This is a genomic window from Kluyvera intermedia (assembly GCF_021440345.1).
In the GTDB taxonomy this organism is placed as follows: Bacteria; Pseudomonadota; Gammaproteobacteria; order Enterobacterales; family Enterobacteriaceae; genus Kluyvera; species Kluyvera intermedia_A.
Genome location: NZ_JAKCNS010000024.1, coordinates 54740 through 73803 on the forward strand (window position 1 = coordinate 54740; position 19064 = coordinate 73803).

General features: G+C 55.0%; 17 protein-coding genes and 1 pseudogene. 9 read left to right on the plus strand and 9 right to left on the minus strand.

All coding sequences use genetic code 11. The features are described 5' to 3' along the window. Nucleotides 1–98 precede the first annotated feature (98 nt). The 4 genes from thyA to rppH form a co-directional block, all read right to left on the minus strand. Complete coding sequence (gene thyA / locus LZ634_RS08245; protein ID WP_234503845.1) at nt 99–893, minus strand: thymidylate synthase; 795 nt, start codon at nt 891–893, stop codon at nt 99–101. A 6-nt stretch (nt 894–899) separates the two neighbouring features. Further along, nucleotides 900–1772, minus strand: coding sequence for a prolipoprotein diacylglyceryl transferase (gene lgt / locus LZ634_RS08250; RefSeq protein ID WP_234503848.1), 873 nt, complete (start codon nt 1770–1772; stop codon nt 900–902). Nucleotides 1773–1952: 180 nt separating this feature from the next. Continuing rightward, nucleotides 1953–4199, minus strand: coding sequence for a phosphoenolpyruvate--protein phosphotransferase (gene ptsP / locus LZ634_RS08255; protein WP_234503852.1), 2247 nt, complete (start codon nt 4197–4199; stop codon nt 1953–1955). 12 nt (nt 4200–4211) lie between these two features. Further along, the gene (gene rppH / locus LZ634_RS08260; protein ID WP_035893962.1) at nt 4212–4742 is read right to left on the minus strand and encodes an RNA pyrophosphohydrolase; all 531 of its coding nucleotides are present in this window, start codon (nt 4740–4742) and stop codon (nt 4212–4214) included. Nucleotides 4743–5184: 442 nt separating this feature from the next. Between rppH and LZ634_RS08265 the strand changes: the two are divergent. From LZ634_RS08265 to LZ634_RS08285, 5 genes and pseudogenes are all read left to right on the plus strand, one after another. Continuing rightward, nucleotides 5185–5369: pseudogene (locus tag LZ634_RS08265) on the plus strand (hypothetical protein). 57 nt (nt 5370–5426) lie between these two features. Beyond that, entirely contained in the window at nt 5427–6122 is a 696-nt protein-coding gene (gene mutH, locus LZ634_RS08270; RefSeq protein ID WP_234503854.1) for a DNA mismatch repair endonuclease MutH, read from the plus strand. 185 nt (nt 6123–6307) lie between these two features. Further along, entirely contained in the window at nt 6308–7021 is a 714-nt protein-coding gene (locus LZ634_RS08275; protein WP_234503856.1) for a TerC family protein, read from the plus strand. 123 nt (nt 7022–7144) lie between these two features. Beyond that, nucleotides 7145–7363, plus strand: a complete 219-nt coding sequence (locus LZ634_RS08280) for a YgdI/YgdR family lipoprotein (protein WP_052282063.1) — start codon at nt 7145–7147, stop codon at nt 7361–7363. A gap of 250 nt (nt 7364–7613) precedes the next feature. Then, nucleotides 7614–8654: an NADP(H)-dependent aldo-keto reductase gene (locus LZ634_RS08285; RefSeq protein WP_234503858.1), complete on the plus strand. Its 1041-nt coding sequence runs from the start codon at nt 7614–7616 to the stop codon at nt 8652–8654. 46 nt (nt 8655–8700) lie between these two features. On the opposite strand, the gene lplT is transcribed toward LZ634_RS08285, so the two are convergent. Together lplT and aas are read right to left on the minus strand one after the other, a co-directional pair. Beyond that, nucleotides 8701–9894, minus strand: coding sequence for a lysophospholipid transporter LplT (lplT, locus tag LZ634_RS08290; protein ID WP_234503862.1), 1194 nt, complete (start codon nt 9892–9894; stop codon nt 8701–8703). Next, nucleotides 9887–12046 (minus strand): bifunctional acyl-ACP--phospholipid O-acyltransferase/long-chain-fatty-acid--ACP ligase, encoded by a 2160-nt coding sequence (gene aas, locus LZ634_RS08295; protein ID WP_234503865.1) that lies wholly within the window; start codon nt 12044–12046, stop codon nt 9887–9889. The genes lplT and aas overlap by 8 nt, the downstream gene beginning before the upstream one ends. A gap of 618 nt (nt 12047–12664) precedes the next feature. Between aas and galR the strand changes: the two genes are divergently transcribed. After that, on the plus strand, nt 12665–13681 hold the full coding sequence (gene galR / locus LZ634_RS08300) for an HTH-type transcriptional regulator GalR (RefSeq protein WP_234503868.1): 1017 nt from the start codon (nt 12665–12667) through the stop codon (nt 13679–13681). Here the strand turns inward: galR and LZ634_RS08305 are convergent. Beyond that, nucleotides 13642–14118: a GNAT family N-acetyltransferase gene (locus LZ634_RS08305; protein WP_234503871.1), complete on the minus strand. Its 477-nt coding sequence runs from the start codon at nt 14116–14118 to the stop codon at nt 13642–13644. The two genes, galR and LZ634_RS08305, sit on opposite strands and share 40 nt — an antisense overlap. Nucleotides 14119–14415: 297 nt before the next feature. On the opposite strand from LZ634_RS08305, the gene LZ634_RS08310 reads away from it, so the two are divergent. After that, on the plus strand, nt 14416–15429 hold the full coding sequence (locus tag LZ634_RS08310; protein ID WP_234503874.1) for a LacI family DNA-binding transcriptional regulator: 1014 nt from the start codon (nt 14416–14418) through the stop codon (nt 15427–15429). Nucleotides 15430–15469: 40 nt separating this feature from the next. Here the strand turns inward: LZ634_RS08310 and lysA are convergent, their stop codons facing one another. Further along, nucleotides 15470–16726 carry a diaminopimelate decarboxylase gene (lysA, locus tag LZ634_RS08315; RefSeq protein ID WP_234503877.1) on the minus strand — a complete coding sequence of 419 codons (1257 nt, stop codon included), beginning with the start codon at nt 16724–16726 and terminating at the stop codon, nt 15470–15472. Nucleotides 16727–16844: 118 nt separating this feature from the next. Between lysA and LZ634_RS08320 the strand changes: the two genes are divergently transcribed. Next, entirely contained in the window at nt 16845–17780 is a 936-nt protein-coding gene (locus tag LZ634_RS08320) for a LysR family transcriptional regulator (RefSeq protein ID WP_234503898.1), read from the plus strand. Here the strand turns inward: LZ634_RS08320 and LZ634_RS08325 are convergent. Then, nucleotides 17767–18459 carry an aspartate/glutamate racemase gene (locus LZ634_RS08325; RefSeq protein ID WP_234503880.1) on the minus strand — a complete coding sequence of 231 codons (693 nt, stop codon included), beginning with the start codon at nt 18457–18459 and terminating at the stop codon, nt 17767–17769. The two genes, LZ634_RS08320 and LZ634_RS08325, sit on opposite strands and share 14 nt — an antisense overlap. Nucleotides 18460–18601: 142 nt before the next feature. Here LZ634_RS08325 and LZ634_RS08330 point away from each other — a divergent pair, with 142 nt between their 5' ends. Continuing rightward, nucleotides 18602–18928: a cupin domain-containing protein gene (locus LZ634_RS08330; RefSeq protein ID WP_061283110.1), complete on the plus strand. Its 327-nt coding sequence runs from the start codon at nt 18602–18604 to the stop codon at nt 18926–18928. The last annotated feature ends 136 nt before the right edge of the window (nt 18929–19064 follow it).

Consider the following 19064-nt stretch of genomic DNA (forward strand, 5'->3'; position numbering starts at 1 on the left):
GCAAAATTGAAAGTGGAGTCTGGAACGACGTCGCTTTGCCGGGCTACAGGGCACAAAAAAACCGGCGCTCAGTGCGCCGGTTTGCGATGGGTGCTCGGTTAAATGGCCACCGGCGCTTTGATACCCGGGTACGGGTCGTAACCTTCGATTTCGAAGTCATCAAAGCGGTAGTCAAAAATCGACTCGGGTTTGCGCTTAATCACCAGCTTCGGCAGCGCGCGTGGTTCACGGGTTAACTGCAGCGCCGTCTGTTCCATGTGGTTGCTGTAGAGGTGGGTATCACCACCGGTCCAGACAAAGTCGCCCACTTCCAGGTCACACTGCTGCGCCATCATGTGCACCAGCAGCGCATAGCTGGCGATGTTAAACGGCAGACCGAGGAACACGTCGCAGGAGCGCTGGTAAAGCTGGCAGGACAGCTTGCCGTCCGCTACGTAGAACTGGAAGAACGCGTGGCATGGAGCCAGCGCCATTTTATCCAGCTCGCCAACGTTCCACGCGGAAACGATGATGCGGCGCGAGTCCGGGTCATTTTTCAGCTGGTTGACGACGGTGGTGATCTGGTCAATATGGCGGCCATCCGGCGTCGGCCATGCGCGCCATTGTTTACCGTATACCGGGCCCAGGTTGCCATTTTCATCAGCCCACTCGTCCCAGATACTGACGTTGTTTTCCTTCAGGTAGGCGATGTTGGTGTCGCCCTGCAGGAACCACAGCAGTTCATGGATGATGGAGCGCAAATGGCAGCGCTTAGTGGTCACTAGCGGGAAACCGTCTTTCAGGTTAAAGCGCATCTGGTGGCCAAAAATGGAGACCGTGCCAGTGCCGGTGCGGTCATTCTTCGGGGTGCCCTCATCGAGCACCTTTTGCATCAGTTCGAGATACTGTTTCATGCTTCCTCAGGAAATCTGTTTCTGCGGACGGCGAAACGCCCAGACCATCATAATGATACCCGCAAGTACCATCGGCAGGGAAAGGATCTGGCCCATGCTGATGAACTGAACCCATTCGCCGGTGAACTGCGCATCCGGCTGGCGGAAGAATTCACAGATGATACGGAACATACCGTAGCCAATCAGGAACAGGCCAGAGACCGAGCCCGCCGGGCGAGGTTTGCGGATAAAGAAGTTCAGGATCAGGAACAGAACGATGCCTTCCAGCGCCAGTTCATACAGCTGAGAAGCATGACGCGGCAGCGAGCCGTAGGTGTCAAACAGCGTTTGCCATTCCGGGTGAGACGGCAGCAGCGCGATATCTTCCGCACGGGAACCCGGGAACAGCATGGTGTAGTGGAAACCAGGGTCGACGCGGCCCCACAGCTCACCGTTGATAAAGTTGCCCAGACGCCCGCAGCCTAAGCCAAACGGGATCAGCGGCGCAATGAAATCAGAGACCTGGAAGAAGGTTCGCTTGGTGCGTTTGGCGAAGATAATCATCACCACGATCACCCCAATCAGGCCGCCGTGGAAGGACATCCCCCCGTCCCAAACGCGGAACAGATAAAGCGGGTCCTGTAAGAACAGGTCAAAGTTGTAGAACATGACGTAGCCGATGCGCCCGCCGAGGAAGACCCCGAGGAAGCCCGCATACAGCAGGTTTTCAACTTCGTTTTTGGTCCAGCCACTGTTCGGGCGATTGGCGCGACGCGTAGCCAGCCACATTGCGAAGATAAAACCTACAAGGTACATCATGCCATACCAATGCAGGGAGACCGGTCCGATGGAAAAAATTACCGGATCAATGTCCGGGAAACGCAGATAACCACTATTCATCTGTCACCACAAATGCTTGTTATTCCGCCGAAAGTGGACAGCGGTAGAGATGCGCGCCGAAAGCTTCAGACGCTCCAAAGGTGCGAATAATAGCACAAGGGCGATGAGAGATGATGCGTGGAAGATGTAAAAGATATGTATAGCGCGTAGACCCCCTCTCCCGCAAGGGAGAGGGAATCATCAGAGTCCGCCGCGAATCAGCCCGCCGAGACCACGGCGCTCCATAAACGCCGCCACCTGATGGCGCACTTCGGTCGCCATTTGCGCGTCGAGGCTGCGCTGTGCCAGCGTTTGCGCATCCTGAAGTTCGATATGGCGCAGCAGGTATTTCACACGCGGAACCGAACGGCCGTTCATCGAAAGATGGCGGAAACCGAGGCCAATCAGAATAGTGACACACATGGGATCACCGGCCATTTCGCCGCACAGACGCAAATCGATCCCGTGGCGTTCCGTTTCCTGCACGATCATCGACAGCACCCGGAGCATGCCTGGGTGCAGGCTGTCATAAATACTGGCAACCCGGGTATTGTTGCGATCCACCGCCAGTACGTACTGGGTCAGGTCATTGGTGCCAACCGAGATAAAATCGACGCGGCTTGCCAGATTTGGCAGCATGAACACCATTGATGGGACTTCAAGCATAATCCCCAGACGCGGCTTCGGAATGGCGTAGCCGATCATCTCTTCAACTTCACGACCGGCGCGATCGATAAGCCTACGGGCTTCGTCTACCTCTTCGAGGCTGGTGATCATCGGCAGCAGAATGCTCAGGTTGCCGGTCGCCGCATTGGCACGCAGCATGGCGCGAACCTGCACCAGAAAGATTTCCGGCTGGTCGAGCGTAATACGGATACCGCGCCAACCCAAACAAGGGTTTTCTTCGCTGATCGGCATATACGGCAGCTGCTTATCGGCCCCAACATCCAGCGTTCGCAGCGTAACCGGCTTATCGTTAAACATCTGCAGCATGCCCTGATACTGCGCAACCTGCTCCTCTTCAGAAGGGAAGCCGCTTTGCAGCATGAAGGGTATTTCGGTGCGGTACAGGCCGATGCCGTCGATACGACGCCCCAGCATTTGTTCGTGTTCCGGACTTAAACCCGCGTTAAGCATCACTTTAACGCGCTCGCCGCTCTTAAGCTCGGCCGGGCGTTCAACGTCCCCTTCCGCCAGGCGGCTGAGTTCATTCTCTTCACTGATGAGCCGCTGGTATTCCTGGACGAGGATCTGTTCTGGATCGACCAACAGTTCGCCACGATAGCCGTCCACCACCAGCGTCCGCCCGTGAAGGACTGACGGCTGGATATCCGCGCCCATTACCGTTGGGATGCCTAAGGCCCGAACCATGATAGCCGCGTGGGAGTTGGCCGCGCCATCGCGCACCACCACGCCAGCTAAACGATCCTGCGGCAGTTCAGCGAGCGTTGCCGCGGAGAGTTCGTCCGCCACCAGAATAAAGCGCTCAGGCCAGGCGTTGGCGCCCGTGGTAGTGTCATCAAGATGAAACAGCAGGCGCTGCCCCAGCGTGCGGAGATCGCCCGCGCGTTCTTTTAAGTAGCCGTCACGCAATGCGGCAAACTGTTCGGCAAACTTCTCGACTATCTTTTTTACCGCCCATTCGGCCACCGCGCCTTTGTCGACCTCAGCAAACAGTTCACGGCGCAGGCTGGCGTCGGACAACAGGTGCGAGTAGAGGTCGAAAATGGCCGCCGTCTCTTTTTGTGCCCCAGCGGCGAAGCGCTTGCTGTAACGACGAAATTCGTTAGCGGCTTCTTCCAGCGCACCGGTCAGGCGTTCGCGTTCAAGCGCGGTGTCGAGCGATGACGCTTCATACACCTGCTCCATCAGCGGCAGCGTGGCGTCCATCCAACCTTCGGCAATCGCCACGCCCGGTGATGCTGGCAGCGCACGCACGCGCGTCTGGCGGTATTGTCCGAACAACGCGGTGAGCTGAGACTGGGAGAGGATCGCCGCCATCTGCGTGGCCAGCGTGACCAGGAATGACTCTTCGCTTTCATCAAACTGACGTAATTCACGCTGCTGTACCACCAGCACGCCCAGCAGCTGGCGGCGCTGGATAATCGGTACGCCAAGGAAAGCGCGGAAACGCTCTTCTTTTACGGAAGGGATGTATTTATAGCTGGGGTGTTTTTGCGCATCGGCCAGGTTGATAGGTTCAGCCAGGCGGCCAACCAGGCCGACGATGCCTTCATCAAAGGCGAGCGTAATGCTACGACCGCGCGGTTTTTTGAGGCCGCGGGTCGCCATCAGGTAAAAGCAGCGTCGATCGTTGTCGGCAAGATAGACCGAGCAAACCTCTGTCTCCATCGCGTGGCAGACGTCGGTGACCAGAATATCCAGCGCCTCGTTCAGCCGAGGCGCACTCGCGACCTTCTCAACAATTTCGCGTAAGCGAGTGAGCATAATGTGCGTGGCTTAACCTCTTTTGCGTCGATAAGCAGGCGCGCTTTGCGGTTTTGGCGCACTCTCCGCAAGCGCCATGACTACACTGGCGAACTCTTTCATCACCCGGCGGTAGACGTCACGTTTAAAGGAAACAACCTGACGCACCGGATACCAGTAACTCACCCAGCGCCAGCCATCAAACTCCGGCGTGCTGCTGGTCTGCATATTGATATCCGCATCATTGCCGATCAACTGCAAGAGAAACCACTTTTGTTTCTGGCCGATACAAACCGGCTTTGTGTCCCAACGCACCAAACGTTTTGGCAACTTGTAACGCAACCAGTTTCGGGTCGAAGCGAGGATCCGTACATCCTTACGGCTTAATCCTACTTCTTCAAACAGTTCCCGATACATCGCCTGTTCTGCTGTCTCACCGGGGTTTATGCCCCCTTGCGGGAATTGCCAGGAGTGCTGACCATAGCGCCGGGCCCACATAACCTGGCCCTGACGATTGCAAATTACAATACCAACATTTGGGCGGTAGCCATCGTCATCAATCACCGGACTACCTCAAAATAAGCTTCAATGTGAATGATTGTTTCACACTCGCTGGAAACGGTAAACCACTCTATTGCACTGCCTCATCCCGAATAACATTTGAATAACTCACAGTAATCATCATAGTTATAAACAGCAGAGCGCGCTCGCGGCCGATTTTATTCACTTTTTCTGTGGATAGAGTTGTGAAGAAGTAGGGGTTTACCCAGGGAAAACCCAGAGTACTCTGAATAATCGCACGCCAGCCCTTTCCAGTAAAACGCTATTTTTCATTATGTTATTAGCACTAATCCGCTTACATGAGTCTATAACGTGATGATCGTCACATAGGCGATCCTTCAATTGATGAAAGATCGAACAACGTCGGTTTTATCCACAGATTGTGCCAACATCTTAGGCACCTTTTGCGCAAAAATTGGATTTTCGTCGCACGTCAAGGCTGTAAATTGAAACAGTAGTCAGGCTTTTCCCCAGTTATCCCATTTTTCTGTGGATAACATGGTGTAAGATCCTGTTCATTGTCAGTGACCAGAATTGGAAAACCTTTTTTTTCATCGTTTTTTGCCGGTGAATAATTTTAAAAAACCTATAATAATCATTGGATTGATATATTTACTCAGAAAAAGTTAAACTCTATCCACACCCGGTGAAATTGTCGTTCATTTTTTAAGCAAAAGGCGCATTATCATGTCAACCCTCGCTCCACTCCCCACATCGCCGAAAACCCAGGCCGAACTTCTCGCTCAGGCGCAGCGGCTGGCCGGCTATTCGCTGGGTGAACTCGCGGCCATGGCAGGTATCGTGACGCCGAAAGATTTAAAGCGCGACAAAGGCTGGATTGGCATTCTGCTGGAAATCTGGCTCGGTGCGAGCGCGGGCAGCAAGCCGGAGCAAGATTTCGCTGCGCTGGGCGTGGAGCTGAAAACTATTCCTATTGATACCGAAGGTCGGCCGCTGGAAACCACCTTTGTCTGCGTGGCCCCACTCACCGGCAATTCTGGCGTCACGTGGGAGAACAGCCACGTTCGCCATAAGCTCAAGCGGGTGCTGTGGGTCCCCGTCGAGGGTGAACGGGCAATCCCGCTGGCGGAGCGCCGGGTGGGTTCTCCCCTGCTGTGGACCCCAAGCGCCGAAGAGGAGCATCAGCTCAGAATGGACTGGGAGGAACTGATGGATCTCATCGTGCTGGGCCAGGTCGAGCGCATCACCGCGCGCCACGGCGAGGTGTTGCAGCTGCGTCCAAAGGCTGCGAACAGTAAAGCACTGACCGAGGCCATCGGTGCCCAGGGCGAGCGCATCATGACGCTGCCGCGCGGTTTCTATCTGAAGAAGAACTTTACCGCCGCCCTGCTCGCCCGCCACTTTATGCCTTCGGCGCATTAATTTTTTGTCCTGCCGCGCTGCGGGCTTATAATCACCCGGCTGTTCGCCATCAGTTCGCAGGCTTTCCTATACTCTCCCCCGGCTCAACAGGGATCTGTTTCTGGGGATTGTATTGCCTGCGTTCCGGTAAATAGCCATTCAACGTACATCAATTAACGCTTCGTTTTTTTGGCAGGACTTATCTAATGTTATTTGCATGGATCACCGACCCCAACGCCTGGCTCGCGCTCGGCACGCTGACGCTGTTAGAAATCGTTCTGGGGATCGATAATATTATTTTTCTCTCTCTGGTTGTTGCCAAGCTCCCGACCGCACAGCGTGCCCATGCCCGTCGTATTGGGTTAATGGGAGCAATGATCATGCGACTGGCGCTGTTGGCCTCTATCGCCTGGGTTGTCAGACTGACCCATCCGCTGTTCACCGTGTTCGATCAGGCGATTTCGATTCGCGACATGATCTTGCTGCTCGGTGGACTATTCCTTATCTGGAAAGCCAGTAAGGAGATTCACGAGTCGATTGAAGGCGACGAAGAAGGCATAAAAACCAACGTGCATTCGTTTATCGGCGCTATCGTGCAAATTATGCTGCTGGATATCATCTTCAGCCTCGATTCAGTGATAACAGCCGTTGGCCTCTCCGACCATCTGTTCATCATGATGGCAGCCGTAGTCATTGCGGTAGGCGTGATGATGTTTGCGGCACGTTCGATTGGCGAATTCGTTGACCGCCATCCATCCGTGAAAATGCTGGCCCTGTCATTCCTGATTCTGGTCGGCTTTACGTTGATTCTGGAAAGTTTCGACGTACACGTACCGAAAGGTTACATCTATTTTGCAATGTTCTTCTCAATCGCGGTTGAAAGCCTCAATCTCCTGAGAAATAAGAAAAACCCGCTTTAAACTGTCGCCCATAGCCTCCTTTTGGGGGCTATGTCTGATTTTTTTAAGATTTTCCTGCTTTATGCTGCCCTCTGAGTCGGTTATTACTAAACTATTGAGAGTGCGGCGATGAAGGGGATAACGATGACAAAATGGGCAGTATTGATTTCCGCAGTGGGTTTAGCTTTCGCAGTATCCGGCTGTAGCAGCGATTACGTGATGGCGACCAAAGATGGCCGGATGATCCTCACCGACGGTAAACCGGAAGTCGACGATGATACCGGGCTTATCAGCTATGAAGATCAGCAGGGTAATCAGATGCAGATCAACCGTGACGACGTATCGCAGATCATTAAACGATAAGCGTATATACTCGTCATACTTCAAGTTGCATGTGCGTTGGCTACGATCGTTCACCCGAATCACTGACTCGAGTAAGGTCATCGGGATTCTCAAACTTGCCGCCTTCCTGCAACTCGAATTATTTTGTGTATAGGTCAGCCGCTTGCTGGCCTTTTTTATTTTTTACTTCCCCTTTTTCTTCCCCTCTGCCATTTTTATATTCCTTTGTCAGGACTCTTTCCTGACGCTGTTGATAAAAGGAAGCCGGCTTATGCAGTACCACCGTATCCCCCACAGCTCGCTTGAGATAAGCACTCTTGGGCTGGGCACAATGACGTTTGGTGAACAGAATAGCGAAGCCGACGCCCATGCACAGCTTGATTACGCCGTAAGCCAGGGCATCAATCTGATTGATGTCGCTGAGATGTACCCCGTTCCGCCGCGCCCGGAAACTCAGGGGCTGACCGAGACCTACGTCGGTAACTGGCTGGCAAAACATGGCAATCGCGAAAAGCTGATTATTGCCTCTAAGGTCAGCGGTCCATCACGTAATAACGACAGCGGCATCCGACCAAACCAGGCGCTCGACCGTAAGAACATTCGTGATGCGCTGCATAACAGTCTCAAGCGCCTACAAACCGACTATCTCGACCTCTATCAGGTACACTGGCCGCAGCGCCCAACCAACTGTTTTGGCAAGCTGGGCTACACCTGGGCCGATTCCGCACCGCCCGTTTCGCTGCTGGAAACGCTGGAGGCGCTCACCGAGTATCAACGCGCCGGTAAGATTCGCTATATCGGCGTTTCCAACGAAACGGCCTTTGGCGTGATGCGCTATCTGCACCTGGCCGACAAACACGACCTACCGCGCATCGTGACTATCCAGAACCCGTACAGCCTGGTAAACCGCAGCTACGAAGTGGCGCTGGCGGAAGTGAGCCAATTTGAAGGCGTGGAGCTGCTGGCCTATTCCTGCCTGGCGTTTGGCACGCTGACCGGTAAATACCTGAACGGAGCAAAACCAGCAGGAGCGCGTAATACGCTGTTTAGCCGCTTCACTCGTTACAGCGGTGAACAGACGCAGAAAGCGGTCGCCGCCTATGTCGATATCGCCAAACGTCATAATCTTGATCCAGCGCAGATGGCGCTGGCTTTCGTGCGTCGTCAGCCGTTTGTCGCCAGCACCCTGCTGGGGGCAACGACCATGGAGCAGCTCAAAACCAACGTCGAGAGTTTGTATCTGGAATTAAGTGAAGAGGTATTAGCGGAAATTGAAGCGGTGCATCAGGTTTATACCTATCCTGCACCGTAAAATCGTTCGTTACCTTTCAGGGGCGCATCTGCGCCCCTGAGTTTTATTAGCGCCGTTTTCCCCACAGCCACAGCACGATAATCGCCAGCGCAAACAGCACGCCAAAGCCGACACCCACGCCAACCACCGGAATACCCACCGCGACAGCCAGCGAATACAGCCCCAGCATAATCAGCATGGCGCTGTTTTCACCGAGATTCTGCACGGCAATCGCATTGCCAGACCCTACGGTTTTCTTACCGCGATCCTGTAGCAGCGCATTCAGCGGTACGATAAAGAAACCGCCGCAGATACCAATAATGAACAGCGTAACGTAGGCAGGCAGGATGGCGTGCTGCAGGGCAAATATTGCTACCACCACGCCAATCAAAACGCCGGCAGGCATACAGCGGGCCACCGTATCCAGCGTCACCAGCTTCGCCGCCGCCCCTGCCCCCACTACAATCCCAACCGCCACCATCGCGTTGAGATAGGTTGGCGTGGCGTTATCGGTTAACCCCAACACCAGCGGCACCCACAGCACCAGCAGGAAGCGCAGAGTCACACCCGCGCCCCAGAACAGGCTCGTCCCCAGCAGCGAGAAGCGGGTTTCGCCGTCGCGCCACAGCACATTGCAGGCATTGAAAAAACTCGCGGTCATGGGGCGAAAACGCCAGGATTGCCCCGGACGCGCGGCGGGCAGTTTGGGAATAAAGATATTCGCTACGACGGCGCCACCATAAACTACCGCACAGAGCGCCAGCGCCCCAACGACGCTCATATCGGCAACGATACCGCCAGCCACCGAGCCCAGCAGAATTGCCGCAATGGTCGAGGCTTCCATCAGGCCGTTAGCTTTAACCAGCTTATCGCCGGTAGTAATTTCACCCAGAATGCCGTATTTCGCCGGCGAGTAGGCGGCCGCGCCAATCCCCACCAGCGTGTAGCCGATAAACGGATTCATCCCCACGCAAATGGCCGCCGCGCCCACCAATTTGAGGCCGTTGGCGAACATCATCACCCGGCCTTTACCAAAGCTATCCGCCACCTGGCCGACAAACGGCGCAAAAATGATGTAAGCACCCACAAACACCATCTGCAGCACCGGCTGGCTCCAGTCGGGATAGAACTGCTGCTTCATCAGCGCCAGCGTCGCAAACAGCAGCGCGTTGTCGCCAAAGGCCGAGAGGAACTGGGCAAAAATAACCGCCATCATGCCTTTCGACCAGATGGATGGGTTAGTGTGTACTGACTCACTCATTCGGGTGTTCCGTCTCTGCAATCATGCTTTTGAGGGTGACGAAGTCCGGTTTACCGCTGCCCAAAAGCGGCAGCTGTTTCAGATGGCGGATATCGCGTGGCACCGCCAGCTCCGGTACGCCGTTAGCCCGCGCATACTGCAGCAGCTTATCGCGGGTCAGTTCATTATCGGTGGTAAACAGCACCAGCGCCTCGCCTTTATTGGCGTCGGTTTTTACCGCAGTGCCGTGCATTTTTTCCGGCGATACGCCAAGCGCCATCAGCTCAACCATCTCCAGCGAAATCATCTCACCGGCAATTTTGGCAAAGCGCTTAGCACGCCCCTGGATTTGTACGAAGCCCTGCGCATCAAACGCCACGATATCGCCGGTGTCATACCAGCCGGTTTCCAGCTCGCCATGCTGATTTTCCGCCGTCGGCACTTCCAGCACGCCAGGGTTTTCGACGCGCAGATAGCCCGACATGACGTTTGGCCCCTTCACCTGTAGACGACCGCCCTGCTCAATCCCAGGGATCTCCAGCAGCCGCGCATCCATACCCGGCAAAATGCGCCCTACGGTGCCGGGTTTCGCCGCCATCGGCACGTTGATGGAAACCACCGGCGCACATTCCGTCACACCGTAGCCTTCCAGAATGCGCAGGCCGAATTTGTCCTGCCAGAGCTCTTTTGTGCTCTGCTGAAGCTTTTCCGCCCCGGCCACCACATAGCGTAGACGATAAAAATCGTACGGATTCGCAAAGCGGGCGTAGTTGCCTAAGAACGTCGACGTACCAAACAGGACGGTGCAGTTACGGTCATAGACCAGCTCCGGCACCACGCGATAGTGCAACGGGCTTGGGTAGAGGAATACTTCCGCCCCGGTCAGTAACGGGGTGAACAGCCCAACCGTCAGGCCAAATGAGTGGAACAGCGGCAGCGCCGACATAAAGCGGTCGTTGGCGGTAAAGTCGGCGATGGTTTTAATCTGCTCGACGTTGGCCAGAATGCTTTTGTGGCTGTGCACCACCCCTTTCGGGTGACCTTCCGAGCCGGAGGTGAAGAGAACAATCGCTGGGTCTTCCGGTTTTTGGGGCACCTGCGCCAGATGCGGCATCAGTACGCGGGAGAAGATCCACAGCTTATCGGCGGTGGTGACATCGCCTTTTAAGTCTTCAAGGAACACCCAGCGCACCTGGGTCAACTGCTCCGTCAAATGCCAAAGCTTGCCTTTATCGAGGAAGGTGCGGGAGGTGAAAATGGTGCCAATCTGCGCCGCGGTGATGGCGCTGGTCAGGCCTTTCACCCCGGCGGTGTAGTTCATCATTGCCGGAATACGTCCGCGGGCGATAGCACCGAAAATGACCGCCGCGCTGATACCGGCGTTAGGCAGCATTAAACCGATCTTTTCACCCTTCTGGCTGTATTTTTCCAGAATTCGCGCCACAAACAGCGTCTTGGTCAGTAATTTTCGATAGTTGTCCGGCTGGAAGTTAATGTCTTCTATGCACGGTTTTTTCTCACCGTAACGACGCATTGCCGACAGCAGCGATTCATACAGCGTTTCGCGCGGGCGCACCGCCATCCGCGCTTCCATCATAATCTGATGCAGCATTTCACCGGCGATCTTACGCCGGTCGCGGGCGCGCGGCGCTTCCGGCATCGGCAGCGTCGTTGGCGGCAGCAGGTGTAATTGAATACGCGGGAACAAACGGCGTTTGACCAGCCCTTTCAGGCGGCTGAAGTAGGTCAATTCAGCCCCTTCGATACGCACTGGAATAATCGTGGCCCCGGATTTCGCCGCCACAAAAGCCGCGCCGTCATAGATTTTCATCAGCGAGCCGGAAACCGAAATGCGCCCTTCGGGGAAAATCACCACCGGACGGCCTTTTTCAATCAGGCGAACCAGGTGTTTGATTGACATCGGTTTAGTCGGGTCAAGCGGCACGAAATCAATGATTGGCGTCAGCCAGCGCATAAACCATTTTTCAGAAATCGAGCTGTAAACGGCAAATACTGGACGAACAGGAAGAAACAGCGCCAGAAGCACACCGTCGAGAAACGAAACGTGATTGGGCGTAATCAGCACTTTGGGCTGATGTAGCGCCTCGGTGTTGCCGGTCATCCTTACACGGAATAACACCTTAAAAATCTGTCGGAAGAACCCCAGAAGCATACCAACTCCATTTGCCGTCATTTTGTCTTTGCAGGATACACAAGAAAACCGGGGAAATGCAGCAAACGGGCGGATTGTGGCAAAAAAAAACCTGCGCATCTGCGCAGGTCGGTGTAAGTGATGGAGTGTGCAAAGCACACCTTAAAAAATTCACCAATCAATACCTCTGGGACCCTAATTGTCTCTTTCAAGGCAGCCAGCAACCAGCAGAAAAACGCAAATGAATAAGCGGAAATGCAACGAGGTATTGCGATGTTCGGTAACTGTTACAGGGCAAAAAAAAACAAAAAAAAACCTGCGCATCTGCGCAGGTTGGTGTAATCAAGTGGTCAACCTTTAGGGGGCGACTTCACCTATCAATACCTCTGGGATAACCAGATTAGCAATTCGGCCAACGCGTTCTCCAGCAGACATTCGCAACAGCTTCTCGCAAAGTGTAAGCAAACGTTTGAAAATTCTCATTCGGTTGCATAACCGTGGTGTAACTCATCAATAAAACGTCATTCATGCCGCAATATTGTGCATTTCCCCACAGACTCATCCTTGAATACAACAGGGATTTCCGTAACACTGTTATGGTGTAAGCGTTTACCCACCAAAAGATCATTAAGGTATATTATGGCGACAATTAAAGATGTGGCCCGGCTTGCAGGCGTCTCCGTCGCTACCGTCTCCCGCGTTATCAACAACTCTCCCAAAGCCAGTGATGCTTCGCGTCAGGCCGTCTCCTCCGCCATGGAGGCGTTAAACTATCATCCCAACGCCAATGCGCGCGCACTCGCGCAGCAGTCGACGGAAACCGTCGGTCTGGTCGTGGGCGATGTTTCCGATCCGTTTTTTGGTGCCATGGTGAAGGCCGTGGAGCAGGTGGCCTACAACACCGGCAATTTTTTGCTGATTGGTAACGGCTACCATAATGAAGAAAAAGAGCGTCAGGCGATTGAGCAACTGATCCGCCATCGCTGCGCGGCGTTAGTCGTCCACGCCAAGCTGATTCCCGATGCGGAGCTGGCAGATTTGATGAAACAGATCCCCGGCATGGTGTTAATCAACCGCATTCTTCCTGGTTTTGAAAAGCGCTGCGTGGCGCTCGACGACCGTTATGGTGCCTGGCTGGCCACCCGTCATCTGATTCAGCAAGGGCATAGCCGAATTGGCTATATCTGTTCGAATCACGCCATTTCGGATGCAGAAGACCGCCTGCAGGGCTATTACGATGCGCTAAAAGAGCATGGTCTGCCGTGTAATGACCGTCTTGTCACCTTCGCGGAGCCGGACGAAAGCGGCGGCGAGCTGGCAATGACCGAGCTGCTGGGGCGCGGGAAGCAGTTTACCGCCGTTGCCTGCTATAACGATTCGATGGCGGCTGGCGCGATGGGGGTACTCAACGACAATGGTATCGACGTCCCGCAAGAGATTTCGCTGATGGGGTTTGATGACGTGCTGGTGTCGCGCTATGTGCGTCCGCGTTTGACCACTATCCGCTACCCGATTGTCACCATGGCAACTCAGGCCGCTGAGCTGGCACTCGCGCTGGCGGATAACCGCCCGTTACCGGATATCACTCACCTGTTTAGCCCTACTCTGGTGCGCCGTCATTCGGTGATTTCGCCGAGCGAAGCACCAAAAGCATAACGGTATAAATGCACGGTGGTGTCCGGATAATCCAGGGCGTCACCGATGTACTGCCAGCCAAAACGCTCATAAAAATCACGACAGGCCGAATAGAGATACAGCTCGTTAAAGCCCTGCGCTTTGGCATAGTCCATCACGTGCTGCTGAAGTTTGCCCGCCAGCCCGCGCCCTCGCGCGGGTTCATCCACGTACAGCGCCGCCATCCACGGCCACAGGTCCTGACGCGTGATTAAATCGCAGCGCCACAGGCCCACCGTCCCTATCAGTCTGTCGCCGTCGGTGGCGACGAAAGTGACCGGCAGCGCGCCCGGCGTCATGCTGTGGTTGATGACGCTGGCAAAAAATGCCGCCGGTAACCCTTCGCCAAACTCCTGCCACAGCCAGCGGCTGACCTGCTCCGCATGCTGCGGAACGGCGTAAAGGGGCTGAATAATCAAATGATTTACCTCTGCAAGATAAAGACAACTACCGGTAAGTGAACCGACATCAGCAGTCATTTTAGGTGCCCTCCCACGATATCACTTGCACGTTATGCTCATTCCTCTCGCTCAATGCAAACTGCACTTTTCGCTTCATATCGCGCATTGCAGCATATACACAATGACATCTGGCGTTTTAGGGCAGGATACTGCAAAAGCGTGATCGCGATAGGTCTTTTACCCCCCTGGCAGTTCGCTTAACCCAGCGGCGTCTGTGATAAACTGCGATGTATTATGGAGTCTCAGGAAATAATCATGGCAACGATGCTGGATGTCTCAATACACGCGGGAGTTTCGAAAGCGACGGTATCCCGCGTGCTCAATGGTACTGGTCAGGTTAAAGAGAGCACCCGTCAACAGGTGTTCAAAGCGATGGAAGAGCTAGGCTACCGCCCAAACTTTTTGGCGCGATCGCTGGCAAACCGGACCAGCAACAGCATCGGTCTTGTGGTTTCGACCTTCGATGGTTTCTACTTTGGTCGCTTACTCCAGCAGGCTTCACGCCAGACGGAAGCCTGGGGCAAACAGCTTATCGTCACCGACGGCCACGACACGCCAGAGCGTGAAGAACAGGCGGTGCAAATGCTCGCCGACCGCCAGTGCGATGCCATCGTGCTCTACACTCGCCATATGAGCGAGAAAGCGATTATGTCGCTGGTGAATAACACACCGATGCCGCTGGTAGTTATCAACCGCGACGTCAGCCAGGCGCGCGATCGCTGCGTGTTCTTCGAACAGCAAGATGCGGCGTTCCAGGCGGTCGAGTATTTGATTTCCCAGGGGCACCGCGATATTGCCTGCATTACCGTTCCTATCCATACGCCAACCGGTAAAGCGCGTTTGCAGGGCTATCGCCGGGCGCTGGAGCAAAACGGCATCAAGTGGGATCCGGCAAAGGTGAAGCACGGTGATTCGACCATGAACTGTGGCTATGACATGTGTAACGCGTTGCTGACTGAGAAAGTGAAGTTTAGCGCGCTGTTCGCCTGTAACGACGATATGGCGCTCGGCGCGTCGAAAGCTCTGCATCAGGCGGGGCTGCGTATTCCGCAGGATATTTCGCTGTTTGGCTTTGATGATGCGCCAAGCGCTAAGTGGCTGGAGCCTGGGCTGTCTACCGTTTATCTGCCGATCGACAACATGATCGTTACCGCTATCGACCAGGCCATTAAGCTGGCCAGCGGTGAAGAGATTGAAACCATTCCGCCGTTTACCGGCACCCTGGTGCTGCGCGACTCGGTGACTACCGGGCCGTATTACGGATCGTAGTTCTACATCCCGGGAGCCTTACGCCCCCGGGATCGTCGCTTTAGATTAATTCCAGCGCTAACAGCTCTTCAATCGTCTGGCGACGGCGAATCAGTCTCGCCACGCCGTTATCAAACAGCACTTCCGGCAGCAGTGGACGACTATTGTAGTTCGACGACATCGACGCGCCGTAGGCGCCGGTATCATGCAGGACCAGATAATCGCCCGGCACCACCGCAGGCAGCAGGCGCGTTTCCACTTTACCGCCCTCCTGCTGGGTAAATACATCACCCGATTCGCACAGCGGGCCTGCAACCACCGTTTCCAGCGGTGGCGCTTGTTCCAGAGAACGGCCATCGCCCGCCAGCGCCGAGATATGGTGATAGCTGCCGTACATCGCCGGACGCATCAGATCATTAAAACCGGCGTCGATCAACACAAAGTGACGGCTGCCCATCTCTTTAACGCTACGTACCTGCGCCACCAGCACACCCGCTTCTGCCACCAGAAAACGCCCAGGTTCGATTTCCAGCTTCACCGGGTGCCCCAGGTGTTTGGCTATCTGCTCACGCGCACTGTTCCACAGGCCGAAGTAGTGATCGGTGTTGATCGACTCTTCTCCTTCACGATACGGGATAGATAATCCGCCGCCCGCCGAGATCGCTTCCAGATCCTGGCCGAATTCCACCACCTGACGCACCATCGCGCCGCAGACCTGCTCCAGATGACCGTAATCCACGCCAGAACCGATATGCATATGAATACCGACCAGTTTCAGCTGATAGCGCTGGATAACTTCCAGCGCCGCCGGCAGGTCGCTATACCAGATGCCGTGCTTGCTGTTTTCGCCGCCGGTGTTGGTTTTCTGGCTGTGCCCGTGGCCAAACCCAGGGTTCACCCGCAGCCATACGCGATGGCCCGGTGAAACCTGGCCCAGTTGTTCGAGCATATCCACCGAACCGGCATTCACCGGGATCTGCAGTTCATGCACTCTTGCGAGCGTTGCGCCATCAATCATATCGGCAGTGAAGACTATCTCATCTTTACCCGGCACATAGCCCGCCGCGATGGCGCGTTCAATCTCACCTAATGATACCGAATCCACCTTCACGCCCTGCTCGCGCATCAGCCGCAGAATATGAATATTCGAGCAGGCCTTCTGGGCAAAACGGATAACATCAAACTGATTGAGCTTGGCAATCTGCGCGCGAATAATCTGTGCGTCGTAGACCCACACCGGGCAGCCAAATTCGGCCGGCAGGCGCAGCAGGTTGTCGGCGGTCAGGTCGGTATCGGTGTTGTTGAGCGGGCGTGGCATAGCGAACTCCGGTTATCATTTTTTTATGATTACGCCACAGCCGATAGAGAATAAAAAATATCGTTTTATCGCGAGTCTATGCAAAAATGATATGGACTCATTGATTCAAGGAACGCTGATGCCCGCCGTTAACCTGCGCCACATCGAAATCTTTCACGCCGTGATGACGGCGGGCAACCTGACGGAAGCCGCGCGGTTGCTCAATACCTCACAGCCGACCGTCAGCCGCGAGCTGGCGCGCTTTGAACAGGTGCTGGGATTGAAGCTATTTGAGCGTAGCCGCGGGCGTTTGCATCCGACCGTACAGGGGCTGCGATTATTTGAAGAGGTCCAGCGCTCGTGGTACGGCCTTGACCGCATCGTCAGCGCCGCAGAAAGCCTGCGCGAATTTCGTCAGGGCGAGCTGTCGATTGTCTGCCTGCCGGTGTTTTCGCAATCTTTTTTACCGCTCCTACTCCAACCGTTTCTGGCACGCTACCCGCAGGTAAATATCCAGATAGTGCCGCAGGAATCGCCGTTGCTGGAAGAGTGGCTGTCGGCACAGCGCCACGATCTGGGGCTGACGGAGACAATGCACACGCCCGCTGGAACCGAGCGAATGCCGCTGTTAACCCTGAATGAAGTTTGCGTACTGCCGGCGACGCATCCGCTGGCGGAGAAAGCGGTGCTGACCCCCGCCGATTTCCAGGGCGAGAACTATATTAGCCTGTCGCGCACCGACAGCTATCGCCAACTGCTCGACACGCTGTTTAGCGAGCACCAGATTAAGCGGCGGATGGTGGTTGAAACCCACAGCGCAGCGTCAATTTGCGCGATGGTGAAAGCGGGTGTCGGCATTTCCATCGTCAACCCGCTGACCGCGCTCGACTACGTGAACAGCGGGGTCGTCATTCGCCGTTTCAGCATTGACGTCCCCTTCACCGTCAGCCTGGTGCGCCCGCTGCATCGCCCAACCTCCGCGCTCATCGAAACCTTTAGCGCCCATCTGCAGCAAAACCTCGCGCGCATTACCGAGCCGCTGGATGCGGTGCTTAATCCCGCTAAGAGAGCATGAACTCCACCGCATCGGCGGCGTGGATAGCGGCAGTATCAAATACCGGCAGCGGGCTCATCTCAACCGGAACCAACAGGCCAATTTCGGTACAACCGAAGATAACCCCTTGTGCCCCCTGCTGCGCCAGTGACTCAATCACGCTCAGGTAATAGTCGCGCGAGGCTTCGCTGAACTCACCCAGGCACAGCTCGTCAAAAATTATCTGGTTGATCCGCTGGCGGTCAGCCGCTTCTGGGATCAGCGTGCTAATGCCAAATTCTTCCTGTAGCCGTCCACGGTAGAAATCCTGCTCCATGGTGTAGCGCGTACCCAGCAGCGCCACGTTGCTCATATTGTGCTGGCTAATGGCGCGGCCCGTCGCATCGGCAATATGCAAGAACGGCACGTCGCAGGCGGTTTCAATGGCGTCGGCCACTTTATGCATGGTGTTGGTGCACAGCACAATACCTTCCGCCCCGGCTTGCTGTAGGCCGAGCGCTGCCTGCGCCAGAATTTCTCCCGCCAGCTTCCAGTCCCCACGCGACTGACAGGCTTCAATCTCATGGAAATCAACGCTGTGCAGCAGAATTTTCGCCGAGTGCAGGCCGCCCAATTGCTGCTTTACCCCTTCGTTTATCAAGCGGTAGTAGGGAATGGTGGATTCCCAGCTCATGCCACCCAGCAGGCCGATCGTTTTCATGCTCATGTCCTTGTTCGTTGTCGTCCCCCCAGTGAACCAAAGTTGTGATCAACTTTCCACATCTGCGGGTAGAGATTTCTTTTTGTTGGTTTCTGAGATAAATTTAATGAAACACCGTTTCAACAAACAACAGGACTGCCGGATGTTTATTTTTCATAAAGAAACCACCCTTGAAGATCTGGGCAATGGAGTTACCCGCCGTATTCTCGCCCATGATGGCAAAATGATGGCGGTCGAAGTTAACTTCGAAGCAGGCGCTATTGGCCCAATGCACAATCACCCGCACGAGCAGCTGACCTATGTGCTGTCCGGGGAATTTGAATTCACCATCGGCGATGAGAAACACGTCGTCGGCGCAGGTGATACCCTGTACAAACAGCCGAACATCATGCACGGCTGCGTGTGTCTGAAAGCAGGAACACTGCTGGATACCTTCACCCCGGTACGTCAGGATTTCCTGAAAGCATAATGCCGTACAAAGCCGCTTTTCTCCCAGGGAAGCGGTTTTTATTTTGCCCGACCTCCCCCTTGGCAATCGCTTAAATAATCAAGAGCGCCGCAGAATGCTAAAACCCATATTCGTCAACGGCTAATAAAAATAAACA

Coding starts and splice junctions, on each gene's coding strand:
- mutH (WP_234503854.1), top strand. CDS start 5,427: ATGTCAACCCTCGCTCCACTCCCCACATCGCCGAAAACCCAGGCCGAA.
- lgt (WP_234503848.1), bottom strand. CDS start 1,772: ATGAATAGTGGTTATCTGCGTTTCCCGGACATTGATCCGGTAATTTTT.
- thyA (WP_234503845.1), bottom strand. CDS start 893: ATGAAACAGTATCTCGAACTGATGCAAAAGGTGCTCGATGAGGGCACC.
- lplT (WP_234503862.1), bottom strand. CDS start 9,894: ATGAGTGAGTCAGTACACACTAACCCATCCATCTGGTCGAAAGGCATG.
- aas (WP_234503865.1), bottom strand. CDS start 12,046: ATGCTTCTGGGGTTCTTCCGACAGATTTTTAAGGTGTTATTCCGTGTA.
- lysA (WP_234503877.1), bottom strand. CDS start 16,726: ATGCCACGCCCGCTCAACAACACCGATACCGACCTGACCGCCGACAAC.
- galR (WP_234503868.1), top strand. CDS start 12,665: ATGGCGACAATTAAAGATGTGGCCCGGCTTGCAGGCGTCTCCGTCGCT.
- LZ634_RS08320 (WP_234503898.1), top strand. CDS start 16,845: ATGCCCGCCGTTAACCTGCGCCACATCGAAATCTTTCACGCCGTGATG.
- ptsP (WP_234503852.1), bottom strand. CDS start 4,199: ATGCTCACTCGCTTACGCGAAATTGTTGAGAAGGTCGCGAGTGCGCCT.
- LZ634_RS08275 (WP_234503856.1), top strand. CDS start 6,308: ATGTTATTTGCATGGATCACCGACCCCAACGCCTGGCTCGCGCTCGGC.
- LZ634_RS08285 (WP_234503858.1), top strand. CDS start 7,614: ATGCAGTACCACCGTATCCCCCACAGCTCGCTTGAGATAAGCACTCTT.
- LZ634_RS08280 (WP_052282063.1), top strand. CDS start 7,145: ATGACAAAATGGGCAGTATTGATTTCCGCAGTGGGTTTAGCTTTCGCA.
- LZ634_RS08325 (WP_234503880.1), bottom strand. CDS start 18,459: ATGAAAACGATCGGCCTGCTGGGTGGCATGAGCTGGGAATCCACCATT.
- LZ634_RS08310 (WP_234503874.1), top strand. CDS start 14,416: ATGGCAACGATGCTGGATGTCTCAATACACGCGGGAGTTTCGAAAGCG.
- LZ634_RS08330 (WP_061283110.1), top strand. CDS start 18,602: ATGTTTATTTTTCATAAAGAAACCACCCTTGAAGATCTGGGCAATGGA.